Raw genomic sequence first — 12,425 nt, 5'->3', positions numbered from 1 at the left:
TACTTCGGTCGCCGAGGTCGGTGGGGATACGCTGTCCATTAACGACGAGTTAACACAGTGATTCTCCGTGTTCGTGCCCTGTCTGGCGGGTGGTGTGTAGCTGATGATCGAGGATGATCGGTTCCGGACGGTCCGTGACGTGTTCGATTCGGTGACAGAGGAATTGGCCGAGGCCGGGTTCGAGGATGCGGAGGAGATCGGGCGGGGCGGTTTCGGTGTGGTGTATCGCTGCACGCAGGAGGAGCTGGATCGGACGGTGGCGGTGAAGGTCCTGACCGCCGAGCTGGATGCCGAGAGCCGGGCGCGTTTTTTCCGGGAGCAGCGGGCGATGGGCCGGTTGACGGGGCATCCGAATATCGTCACGATGCTGCAGGCGGGGGCCACCGCGAACGGGCGCCCGTTTCTGGTGATGCCGTATCACCCATTGGGTTCGCTGGATGCCCGGATCCGCGAGCAAGGTCCGCTGCAGGCGGAGACGGTGTTGTGGATCGGCGTGAAGATCGCCGGGGCGTTGGAGAGCGCGCATCGGCTGGGCATCCTGCATCGGGATGTGAAGCCGGGCAATATTTTATTGACCGATTACGGCGAGCCCGCGTTGACGGATTTCGGGATCGCGCGTATCGCGGGCGGGTTCCGGACCGAGACGGGCACCGTGACCGGGTCGCCGGCGTTCACAGCTCCGGAGGTGCTCGAGGGGGAGGCTCCGACTCCCGCGGCGGATGTCTACGGATTGGGCGCGACCCTGTTCTGTGCGTTGACCGGGCATGCGGCATTCGAGCGGCGCAGCGGGGAGAACGTGGTGACCCAGTTTCTGCGGATCACCACCGAGCCGGTGCCGGACCTGCGTGAGCAGGGCATTGCGGAGGACATCGCCGCGCTGATGGCGGCGGCGATGAGCCGCGATCCTGCTGAGCGGCCGTCGGCGCAGGCGCTGGGGGAGGCGATCCGGCAGGCACAGCGCCTTCACGGGTACGCCGTGAAGGAGATGGCGTTGCAGGCCGAACCGGCACACGAGCGCGAGGAGCGCGGGCGCGTCGCGTCGGGGTGGCGTGCGCGGGCGTCAGCGCCTTCGCAGGGTGCAGGCGACCTGCCGCCGGAGTTGACCAGTTTCGTCGACCGACGCAACGAGGTGGCGGAGGTGAAGAATCTGCTGGCCTCGGCGCGATTGGTGACATTGACCGGGATCGGCGGGGTCGGCAAGACGCGGCTGGCGCTGCATTCCGCGGCGACTGTGCGCCGCGAGTTCGGCGACGGGTTGTGGCTGGTCGAGCTGGCCGACGTCACCGATCCGTCCCTGCTGGTCGACGTGGTGGCGGCTGCCCTGGGGTTGCGTGATGATCTGGCACGGCCGTTGCCGCAGGTAGTGCTGGAGTTCCTGTCCGATCGGGAGTCGCTACTGGTGCTGGACAACTGCGAGCACCTGGCCCTGGCGGTCGCGCGGCTGGCCGAGACGTGGTTGCGGGCGTGTGCGAACCTGCGGATCCTCGCCACCAGCCGCGAACCGCTCGATATCGGCGGAGAGGTGGTGCTGCGGGTGCCGCCGCTGCCGATCCCGGATCCGGAGCGGGAGCCGTCGTCGCGGGAACTGCCCCGCTACGACGCGGTGACCTTGTTCGCCGACCGCGCGAACGCGGCGGTGCCGGGCCTGCGGCTCTCCAACGACGACAAGGCAACGGTGGCCCGGATCTGCGCGCGGCTGGACGGGTTGCCGCTGGCGATCGAACTGGCCGCGGCGCGAGTCCGCACGATGTCGCCCGAGCAGATCCTGGGGCGGCTCGACGACCGGTATGCGTTGTTGACCCGCGCCAGTCGCAGCGCGCCGACGCGGCAGCAGACGCTGCGGTGGTGTGTCGATTGGAGCTACCGGCTGTGCAGCCCGGTCGAGCAGCGGCTGTGGGCGCGGCTGTCGGTGTTCGCCGGTGGTTTCGAGCTCGACGCTGTCGAGGGGATCTGCGGCATCGACTTGGATGCCGACAGTTTGCTGGATGTGGTGTCCTCGCTGGTGGACAAGTCGATCCTGATCCGGGTCGAGTCGCAGGGTGTGGTGCGGCTGCGGATGCTGGAGACGGTGCGTGACTACGGGCGGCAGAAGCTCCAGGAAATCGGCGAGTACGCCGATCTGTGCCGGCGGCACCGCGAGTGGTACCAGGATTTGGCGCTGGCCGCGGACGACCAGTGGATCAGCGACCGGCAGCCCTACTGGGTAGCCCGGCTCGACCGCGAACTACCGAATCTGCGCGGCGCGCTCGAGTACTGCCTGGCCGAGGACACCGACCAGGCGGCCGCAACCGGACTGCGGACCACCGCCGCATTGGCGGGGTTCTGGACTTTCCGGGGCCTGTACAGCGAAGGTCGCCGCTGGATCGAGCGTGCTCTCGCCCACCCCGCCCGGCAATCCATCCCCGACCGGGTCAAAGCGATCCACGCCTGTTGCGCCATGGTGGTGATGCGAGGTGATGTGCCGGCGGCGGCCGCGCTCGTCGAGGAGGGGCGTCGCCTCACCCAGCAAGATCCCACGCCGATGAACCAGGCGCTGATGGACAGCTCCGACGGTGGGGTGGCGGTTTATCGTTGGGACCTTGCCCTCGCGACCTCGCGCCTCGAACGCGCCGTCGAGGCGCTCGATTCCTATCGGCCCGGATTCGCGTACTTTGCCTCTTTGCTCGCGCTCGGTTTGGTGCGTGGACTTGCCGGTGATACCCAACGGGCGGCCGAGTCCTACCGGCGGCTGATCTCCATCGCCGACGCGCACGGCGAAACCCTCTTCCGTTCGACTGCGTTCTACGGCCTGGGCACTATCGCCTGGCAGGAAGGCGACCGGGCCCAGGCCACCGAGCTGCTCGAGAAGGCATTGAGAATCCATCGGCCAATACGCAGCCCGCTCATCGCCGCGGTGAGTCTCGAGGCGTTGGCCTGGGCCGCGTGCGCCGATGGTGATGCCGAGCGCGCGGCCGTACTGATGGGAGCCGCGCAGGAACTCGATCGGTCCCTCGGTACCGTCGCGAGTGTCGTCCCGCTTGTGCCGCAGTATCACGACGAATGTCTCCGGCTGACCCGGTCGGCCCTCGGCGCGCGCAGGTTCGATGCGGCCGTCCGCAGCGGCCGAGCGATGGGGATGGACGCGGCCGTGGCGTACGCACTCGGCGAGCAGCCCCCCGTCGCTCCGCAGACCTCGGGTCCGGGCGTGGCTCTGACCAAGCGTGAACGCCAGGTCGCAGACCTCGTCGCCCGGGGCCTGACCAACAAACAGATCGCCGCCGAACTGGTGATCTCCCAACGCACCGCCCAGGGCCACGTCGAGCACATCCTCACCAAACTCGGATTCACCTCCCGCGCCCAGATCGCGGCATGGATCGAAGAAGGTGCGGAACGCCAGAATCCGTGATCGACCGCCGATCGAAATGATCGGCCACCTCGCTGCGCGACCATTGACGATACCGGGCTGTCAACGGTCCTCAAATAGGATTCAAGTTCTCTTTCGCTGTGCCCTAGCATTTCCCGGTGTGAGCGAATGCTCGTATTTGCACATCGGCTCATGAATATCCAAGTTCCGCGTTCTCCGGAATGTTGCGGAATATTGGAAAGGCTCGCAGCCCCCCAAAGACGTGGGGCCAGCCTCCCAAAGACGTGGGGCTACTCCGAGGTCAGCGCGGTCGTCGCTGACACCGTCCGGGTTCTGGGCGTTCGGTGGGAACATGGAACCTCCGCGGAACGGTGCTGGTGGATTTCGCTTCAGCATCGTCTGTGCGGAGTAGTCGCACGACCGTCGAATGACCCGGGGGCATACCTATTTTGCCCGCGGGTAGGGGTCCATGTTGCGTAGCCGTTGCCGGTGGGTTCGTTGCAGTTCGCCCGCCCGGGTGAGAAAGCCCGCGATCATCTCGAGTTCGGCGGGATCGAACCAGCTCAGCATCATCTTGTAGCCCTCGTCGACCAATGGTGAGATGAGTTCCTGCACGCGACGGGCGGCGAGATCGGTGGCCACCACGATCACGCGGCGACGATCGGTGGGGTGCAGTGAGCGAGCGATATAGCCCTGCTTCTCCAGCCGGTTGAGCATGACGGTGGCGCCTGCGGCGGTGAGCCCCAGCCGTTCGGCCAGCATTCCGGGTGTCGTGGACTTCTCGTCCCCGAGCAGGACGATTTCCAGCGCACGTCGATCGGTCTCGTTCACGCCCAGCAATCTGATCGATTCTCGGGCCAGATCCTCGGCAGTTCCGTGATAGAACTCCAGAGCCTTTCTGAGCTCTACTGCGATCCGAGCGGGTTCGGTTGACATCGGACGCGGCTCCCACCCTCGAACACTTGAAACATGAAACCTCCCAACGGATTCCACGACCACGGTTCGATCGATCGTCGAACAGCATGATTTCGCGCATGAACCACCGAGTTCGATGGACTCAATGAATATCGCGGGCCGCGGTCGTGCGGTGCGGATCCCGCGAGGTGTTCGATGCGGGCATCTCCCAACTCCTATCGACGATAGGTCAACAGTCCATACCGCGGCTGACTATCGTCCCGAGGGCGGGCACCGCCCCGGCCGCCGAAGCTACCGGAGGCAGTGCCCGGACATCCGCGACACAGTGAGCCGATACGATATTCTGCATTACATACCCCGGTCAGAGTGGCTTTTGCGGCACGAAAGCCGAAGCGGCCGAACGCCGTACGGGGCGGCGATTGTCCGATCCGATCGGGCGGAACCTGAACTGGGCTGCTGGTAACAGCCCAGTCCAGGCATATTCACCACATTTCGCCAGAGCGGATACCGACTGTCACGCGGCTCCGTCTGCCCTCGGGCTCAGCTGACAGCTGTGGTGGTGAGCGTCGGGGACGGATTCGGATAGCACGCGGTCGCGACATTGCCGACCCATTGAACGTTGGTCGTCATGGTCATCCCGGGATTGGCATAGCTGGTCCCCGCGTACTTGCTGGTGATCGGCGTTCCGGGGGTACCGGCCGTGACATTGATGGTCACCGCCGGCGGGGTGAAGCTCGAGCCGCCGGCGATCGGACCCGGCACCGTGAGAACGACATTCCCGCCCGAGGTGGTGACGGTGCCGGCCACGCTACCACCGGAAGCGGTAGCCGAGACCAGCGTCGAATTCGCCGGAGTCGGGAAGATCATCTTCAGGTTGCTGATGTTGTTCACGGTGAAGCCCGAGGCCGAGCCGGGAACCGTGGAAACACCGGGGGTGAGGGTGATGGCCACCGCGGAGCCGGATGCCGCCGAGGCCGGCGCGGTACCGCTGACCGATGTGGTCATGCTCGAGGTTTGGCCTATGCCGAAGATGGTGCCCTGGCAACTCCAGTTCACGCTGACGGCGGCGGCATTTGCGGGTGCAGCTAAACAGAAGACAGTGGCAAGCGCCATCGGAGTAACAACTCCGGCACGAAGCAGCATGGATGCAGTCGATCTCATAACTATCTCCAAAAGTGAAGAAACGGTACGACCCGGGATGTCGCGCCGTAACCATAAGGGGTCTAAAATATAACCTGTTCACATCTGGCATCGATCGAAATCGGAAATAACGTTTTGGCATCGATGGCTAGGTCGGAGGATGGTTCCGGCAGGTCCTTATCCGCTATTAATTATTCAGTTTGGAAAGTTAATTTCGCTAAGGCTTTGACGCGAATCGATCGAACCTCTGGAACTCATCGGTCTTGCGATCACGGGCAGAAACCGCAGTCAATTCGATCAAACATGCGCCTTTACCTGGTGTTTAGTTCAATGTTGGCCATCGGCTGCCGCCCGCGCGGTTGGCGAGTCTCAGGCTTCTCTTGCGGAAGAAGTGGGTTGCCCAACAATTTGCGTCCATCGGCGAGTCGCGCGGATCAGCGACCATGTCGGATCGAAATTTCGCTTATAGAGAGGTTGCCATGCGCATGTAAACGGCGTTTTGCCATGTGTTCACTCGGTGACGGAACGCTGCTCGAGGTGACGGCCTGTGGGTGAGAACTGAATTCGGTTCGCGTAACCGATCTCGTCCGAATCGGCGAATTGCGGTATCCCGCGATCGCAGGCCACGAGGCAACGACCCCGATGGTCTCCTGCCGCGATGCCCTGTGGTGGCCGTGCTTGATGGTGGGTTTCGGCCGTGCCGGAATGGTGCGGCCGGGGTGCATCGGTTATTGGTGGCGGGCGTCGCCGTGGTGAAGGGTTCGTGACGGTGGTGAAGTATCAGAGAGGCGACCGCAACCGACGCCGTGACAAGCAGCGCTCCGCCGGCACGCCCGATCACCCCGTCGATGGCGGTGCCCACTGCGGCGCCGTCGGCGGATGGCTGAGTCCGACGTACCTGGTGAGCTCTCGGTATGGCGGCGTGTCACGCGAGGGTCGAGGCATGCGTGGACGCGGTATTCGACATCGTTGCGCAGGGTGCGGGACTGGAGTCCTATCAGGCTCGAACCTTGGCGGTTGGCCTGGTCGGTGCGAGGCAATTCGCGGCACAGTACTGGCTGGAAGCTGGTCGCCCGGTCCCCAAGGGTGATGCGGTCGATGCGGCAGTCGCGCTGGTCGGGGCGGTCTGTCGTCGGTGCCGCGTCGGCCGGACTCTCATGCACAAGGTATTGGCACACATGCTTCTTGAAAGTGGCAGGCCCTTTCTGTCCCTGATTGTTTTTGGATTTCTGGTGCGTGTCGGTTTCTGTCGCATCGAGCTCAATGTGTTAGGGAGACCCAGTGCGAATCCTGCTTCTCTCGAGCGCATTCAACAGCCTCACTCAGCGTATTCACGCGGAATTGCGGCAGCGGGGGCACCGCGTGGGGGTCGAGTTGGCACTCGGTGACGAGTCGCTACGGGCGGGTGTAGCGCGATTCCGGCCCGACTTGATCCTTGCGCCGATGCTGACAGTCGCTGTGCCAGAAGATATTTGGTCGGAGAACACAGTGCTGATCGTGCACCCGGGCCCAAAGGGTGACCGGGGCCCGTCGGCGCTGGACTGGGCGATCAGTTCCGGCGCCACCGAGTGGGGTGTCACCGTTCTGCAGGCCGTCGCGGAATTGGACGCGGGTCCGATCTGGGCCTCGGAGTCGTTTGTGATGCGGCCCTGTGGGAAAAGTGAGTTGTACCGTACCGAAGTCTCCGATGCCGCGGTGTGTGCAGTATTGCGGGCGGTTGACCATTTCGAGCAGGGGGGCTTCGAGCCCGAACCGCTCGACTACGACCGTCCCGATGTCTGCGGACGACAGCGGCCATATCACGCGCAGGAATTTCGACGTATCGATTGGTCCAGCGACAGCACGGAAATGGTGCTCCGCAAGCTGCGCGCGGCAGACTCCCAACCCGGTGTGCTGGACGAGCTGTACGGACGCCAGTACTTCGTACACGGGGGGCATCGCGAGGATCGACTGCGCGGAGCGCCGGGGGCTGTTCTCGCTACCCGGGACGGCGCGATCTGCCGAGCCACCGTGGACGCCGCGGTCTGGCTGCCGCAGCTGCGCAGCCGCCGGATACCCGGCGGCCCAGCGACTTTCAAGCTGCCCGCCACCGCGGTGATAGACCGCGAGCTCCTGGCCGGAGTGCCGGACCTTCCCATTTCGGCAGCCGAGGCCGCAACCCGCGATACCTGGTCCGAGCTGCGGTACTACGAACTCGGCAACGTCGGCCACCTCGAATTCTCTTTTGCCGGTGGAGCAATGAGCACAGACCAGTGCCGGCGGCTACTCGACGCGTATCGGCAGGCGTGCGCTCGACCGACAACCGTGCTCGTGCTGGGGCCGGCGCGCGACTTCTTCTCCAACGGCATCGACCTCAATGTCATCGAAGCCGCCGCGGACCGCGCCGACGAGTCCTGGCGCAATATCAACGCCATCGACGACCTGGTCGAGGCGATTCTCACGACCACGGACAAATTGGTGATCTCGGCACTGGCCGGGAGCGCGGCTGCGGGTGGAGTGATGCTGGCACTGGCCGCTGACGAGGTCTGGTGCCGGGAGTCCACTGTGCTCAACCCGCATTACCGGCTGATGGGTTTGTACGGGTCCGAGTACTGGACCTACACGTTGCCACGCCGGGCCGGTACGCAGCAGGCCGATCGCCTGATGCGGGAAGCACTGCCGGTCGGTGCACGCGCCGCCGAGGCTCTCGGCCTGGTGGACCGCGTCGTCGCAGGAGATGTCGGAGAGTTTCGTGCCTGGGTGCGGCGAGAGGCCGCCACCCTCTCGGCGGCCCTGTCCACCACAGTGGGTCGACTGCTCGACAAGAAGCTTGGCCGCGCAGTGGACGAGGCGGCAAAACCCTTGGCGGCGTACCGATCCGAGGAACTCGGCCGGATGCGTCAACATTTCTACGGCCCGGGCGAGCCCTATCACCGGCTCCGCCACGACTTCGTGACGAAGGCCCGCCCCTCGGCCACACCCGCCCACCTTCTCGGACAACTCACGCAAACGGAGCAGACCTGATGGTTATCGATCACTTCAAGGGTGCTCACCTGGCCGCCGAGCCCACCGGCGTCGAGTCGATGTACTTGCCCTTGCTTCTCGTGTGGGGATGAGCATGTACGCCGGTTTCGTCGGCACCAACGACCAGCTCGAGTCCGTGGTGGACCAGTTCGTCGAACTGCTGGCGGGGTTGTTCGAGCGCCCATTCCCGGTCGCGCTGGTGCAAGCGTAATCAGCTGTCTCCCAACGTCATACCGCAACTTCGGTACGGGGTGTCGAGCCATCGGCATCGCCGTTCCAGTAGTCCGAGCGTGGAGGTGCGTGGGTCATCGCAGCGAGGGGAAGGGGGCCGGACGGTTGCGAGATGAACTGGCGAGAAGCAAGATTCGATCTCCGGCGAACAATCCGACGCTCGTCAGCTGATCCCCGTACTGAGATCGTTCGGTTGGGGGTGTGTGGTGCCGATGGCGGCGCGGACGACGGGGGCGAGCAGGCGGGGGAGGACGAATTGGTCACGGGGTAGGTGGCGTGCGTCGGGGAGCCAGTTGTGTACGAGTCCCACGGCGAGGCCGCTGTCGGGGTCGGCCCAGCCGCCGGAGCCGGCGAGCCCGCCGTGTCCGAAGCCTCGTGGGGCGCCGGGCGCGGGGATGGAGTGGTAGCCGAGTCGCCAGCCCATGGGGAGCAGCAGGTTTCGGTCCGGGAGCCAGGTCTGCACGCGCGATATCTGCTGGACCCGTGACCGGGACAACAGGGAATTGTCGGTGACGATCATGTTGTAGACGGAGGCGACAGCGCGGGCGGTGAATACTCCGTTGGCGGCGGGCATTTCACCGGTCAGGATCGCTGGGGCGCTTCCGGAGGTGAGCTGGTCGATGCCGTGGGTATAGATGGCTCGGGCGAATCCGGTGCCCGGCAGGGGGATTCGTCCGGCGATTCGCAGGACGTGGGCGGCGCCGGGGATGCCGAACGGGATGCGTGATCCGTGCGAGACGGCGACGGTGGTGTTCGCCGACGAGGGTGGGATGCCGAGGTGGAGGCCATCGGTTCCCAGGGGTTCGGCGAGTTCGGTGCGGTACAGCTCGCTCATTCCCTTACCGGTGACCGCGCGGGCGATTCCGGCGGCCAGCCAGCCGAAGGAGATCGCGTGGTATGCGGGTATTCCGCGCCATCGGTCCGGTGCGGCGGCGGCGATCCGCTCTTCCATCAGGTGGTGGTCGACCAGCTCGTCGAGGTTTTTGGCCAGCGGGGTGACGTGTGAGAGTCCGGCGCGGTGGCTGAGGACTTCGGCGACGGTGATCTTCTTCTTGCCGTTGGCGCCGAAGGCGGGCCAGTACTCGGCGACCGGTGCGTGGTAGTCGATCAGTCCGCGTTCGGCCAGCCGGTGCAGCACGGTGGCGGTGATGCCTTTGGACGTCGAATACGACAGTGCGGCGGTGTCGCGTTGCCAGGCGGTGCCGCGGTCCGGGTCGGCGGTGCCGGTCCAGACGTCGACCACAGGGCGGCCGCGGTGGTAGACCGCCAGTGCGCCGCCACCGCGGCCGGTGGAGAACAGCCGGGCGAATGCGGCGATCGCATCGGCGTAGCGGGGTGCCCAGGTGCCGTGCACGACGGTGCCGGCGGCCTGAGGGTGATCGGGTCGGAAGGGAAGTGGATCAGGCACGTCGTTGTCGCCTTTTGTTACTGGATTTCTTTGCAGCACAGGGGAATCGAAACTGCGTCGCTAGCAGGGGACGTAGGAAGCCGAAGAGTCGGGGTAGGCGCGCCACGCCCAAGACAGCGAGTCCAGCAGGTTGCGTTTGAGCGTGCGCGCATCCCGGGTGTCGCTGGGGCGTTGGACGAGGGCCTCGCGGATCATCTGCACGAACCGCCAGCGGGTGACGCCGAAGGCGACCAGTAGTTCGCCTGTGCTGGCGCCGCCGGACGGGGCCCGTCGGATCGCGAACTCGACCACGGATCTCGCGGCCGTGTCGAGCGATTTGTTGGCCGCCAGGAAATCGCAGTGCGTCATCGAGGAACGAACCCATCCCGGGTCGTGGGTGGTGTGCGTCTCCGGGGAAGTCACCGACTGCGGGCGCTTCGGATCATTCGCGGGCGCGCTGCCGGGCGGGGTGCTGCTGTCCGAAGGCCGCGGGTCGGTGGTGTCGATGGCGAAAACCGGGAACCGGTCCTCGGGCGGGTCGGGTTCGTATCGGACACGGATCGGCTTGTCCGAGGGTGGTGGGAGCTCACCGTAGATCGTGGAGTAGATCCAGGGGCCGTCGTCGAGTTCGACAATGGCGACCGTCGACTGCTCCCACGCCCCGGTGTTCGAGGGGTGGTGCGCCACTTTCCACGACACGATCGACCCGGTGCCCGAGGAGGGTACCCAGTCCAGAGTCGTGGCTCGGCACGATGAGCAGGCGTTGGTCATTGGCGCGACCAACGTTGCGCAGTCAGTGCAACGCCTGATCATCAGGGTCGTGCCGCCGTGGTGTCGTGGGTTCTCCGGCCTGTAGTCGAACATCGCAATCCTCGCCAATTCTTGCCTGCGCTGTCACTGACGAGCCTGCGTCACGGAGGGCCCTGCCCGCGACGGCAGAACTACCCACGACATACCTATTTTTGCCACCCCCGCCCTATAGAGGCACCGGTCGACAAGGGCTGGCAGGCACAAATCCGTCCGGCACGACGCGACGCGTCTGCAGGATAGGAACCGCAGGCATTCACCTGCTTGAAGGCCCTCTACATGGCTGACTCGTCTGGAAGGCGTGCGGTCAGCGCCTGAGCGCAGACAGTACCGCGGCGACCTCGAGGATGGCGAATTTCACGTAGGTCGCGGTCTCGATCGCTCGAATGCGGTCAGGGGCCCAGGTGTCGGAGCCCGGCCCGGGCGTGGCGGTGGACGGGGCCGCATCACTGCGGCGGGTTTGTCAGGCCGTCCAGCACGCGGTCCAGGTAGCGCAGGTGTAGTTCGATCATGCGCTCGGCGCTGGTTGGCAGGGGGTGCTGAGATGGTTGAGCAAGGCTGTTCGCAGAAAGGCGGGGAAGGTTGTCCAGGGTCGGAGTCGTCGGCCAGGACGGACCCGGCGCGGCGGATGACCTCCGACCGCAATGACGAGGTGACCGATTCGACAGAGCGATGCCGCCGGGTGAAGGGGGGAATTTGACCCGGCGACATCGACATCATCGGCAGCCGACAGCGTTCGAGCTGCAACTGGCCACCATCGCGTGGGTCAACACCGCTTGGGGGTATACAGGTCGGCCCAGGCCGAACCCTACGGGTGCCCCACGCGTTGTGCAAATTAGCCGAGATGCTTGAAACCCGCTGGCCCACAACGTGGCACAGCACATGCTCGATGCAGCGTCAGCAGCGATCGAGCCAGTGCCGCAGTGCAGCGTTGAAATCGTCGAGCGCCCGCCGAGAGCGACGCAGCTGTGCCCGTTCGAAATCAGAGGCCGCCTGTCACAAGATCACATACCACGCGGTTCGTAAGTGTCGCCTGCATGTCCGCCTGTGATTGAGTGTTGGAGTGGGAGACGAACTTTCAGCCTTCGGCAGTCGTCGCGACGCTGGTGCGAGCCGTAAGCGCCCCATAAGCCTGGGTGGCCGCATCGACAATCTCGGCACCTATCGATTCTTGTGCCCTACGGTTGGTTGCCGGTGGTTTCGCGACGAGAACACCACCCAGAGCAATCCGCGTTGGCGAGAGCTGGTCGAGGCCGCGATCGACGACCACCTCGCTGCTAGGCATCCTCATTGGATCCATCCGGAATACAACTAGATCGCGATCGAACGCGTTGCTGTGCGGACCCGTCCCATGTCGGGCAACCTGTCCTGTACCAGGCGAGAAGTGGTGTATTGCACAGTATTTCGGCTCGCCATTACCAGCGGGACATGGGTCGTGGATCTCGCGAAATGTGAACTTGTCTAGGGTGGGCGCGGTGACCTTCAATCCAGATCTGTGGAATGTCGTCCCGGGATTCGAGAACCTCACCGACATCACGTATCACCGGCACATCGAGCAGGGCACGGTGCGGATCGCCTTCGATCGTCCCGAGGTACGCA

The 12,425-nt window shown here is 65.0% G+C and carries 7 protein-coding genes and 2 pseudogenes; 5 read left to right on the top strand and 4 right to left on the bottom strand.

Annotated features, from left to right (window positions below; all coding sequences use genetic code 11):
- The first annotated feature begins 103 nt into the window (after positions 1–103).
- The gene (locus tag ACFXKA_RS16340) at positions 104–3,385 is read left to right on the top strand and encodes a protein kinase (protein ID WP_379427825.1); all 3,282 of its coding nucleotides are present in this window, start codon (positions 104–106) and stop codon (positions 3,383–3,385) included.
- Positions 3,386–3,787: 402 nt separating this feature from the next.
- On the opposite strand, the gene ACFXKA_RS16335 is transcribed toward ACFXKA_RS16340, so the two are convergent.
- On the bottom strand, positions 3,788–4,174 hold the full coding sequence (locus tag ACFXKA_RS16335; protein WP_379427824.1) for a MarR family winged helix-turn-helix transcriptional regulator: 387 nt from the start codon (positions 4,172–4,174) through the stop codon (positions 3,788–3,790).
- 624 nt (positions 4,175–4,798) lie between these two features.
- A complete protein-coding gene (locus tag ACFXKA_RS16330) occupies positions 4,799–5,263 on the bottom strand; it encodes a hypothetical protein (protein ID WP_354841796.1) in 465 nt (154 codons plus the stop codon).
- A gap of 1,008 nt (positions 5,264–6,271) precedes the next feature.
- On the opposite strand from ACFXKA_RS16330, the pseudogene ACFXKA_RS16325 reads away from it, so the two are divergent.
- The 3 genes and pseudogenes from ACFXKA_RS16325 to ACFXKA_RS16315 all read left to right on the top strand — a co-directional run.
- A pseudogene (locus ACFXKA_RS16325) lies at positions 6,272–6,587 on the top strand (hypothetical protein); the annotation flags it as partial.
- Positions 6,588–6,841: 254 nt separating this feature from the next.
- A complete protein-coding gene (locus ACFXKA_RS16320) occupies positions 6,842–8,401 on the top strand; it encodes an enoyl-CoA hydratase-related protein (RefSeq protein ID WP_379427823.1) in 1,560 nt (519 codons plus the stop codon).
- 88 nt (positions 8,402–8,489) lie between these two features.
- Positions 8,490–8,612, top strand: coding sequence for a hypothetical protein (locus tag ACFXKA_RS16315; protein WP_379427822.1), 123 nt, complete (start codon positions 8,490–8,492; stop codon positions 8,610–8,612).
- 183 nt (positions 8,613–8,795) lie between these two features.
- On the opposite strand, the gene ACFXKA_RS16310 is transcribed toward ACFXKA_RS16315, so the two are convergent.
- Both ACFXKA_RS16310 and ACFXKA_RS16305 read right to left on the bottom strand, forming a co-directional pair.
- On the bottom strand, positions 8,796–10,040 hold the full coding sequence (locus ACFXKA_RS16310; RefSeq protein WP_379427821.1) for a serine hydrolase domain-containing protein: 1,245 nt from the start codon (positions 10,038–10,040) through the stop codon (positions 8,796–8,798).
- A 60-nt stretch (positions 10,041–10,100) separates the two neighbouring features.
- Positions 10,101–10,790: a Zn-ribbon domain-containing OB-fold protein gene (locus ACFXKA_RS16305; protein ID WP_379427820.1), complete on the bottom strand. Its 690-nt coding sequence runs from the start codon at positions 10,788–10,790 to the stop codon at positions 10,101–10,103.
- A 1,511-nt stretch (positions 10,791–12,301) separates the two neighbouring features.
- Between ACFXKA_RS16305 and ACFXKA_RS16300 the strand changes: the two are divergent.
- Positions 12,302–12,425 (top strand): annotated as a pseudogene (locus ACFXKA_RS16300) (1,4-dihydroxy-2-naphthoyl-CoA synthase); the annotation flags it as partial.

Source organism: Nocardia sp. NPDC059228 (assembly GCF_042754245.1).
Taxonomy (GTDB): domain Bacteria; phylum Actinomycetota; class Actinomycetes; order Mycobacteriales; family Mycobacteriaceae; genus Nocardia.
This window is presented reverse-complemented; position numbering and strand designations above follow the sequence as displayed.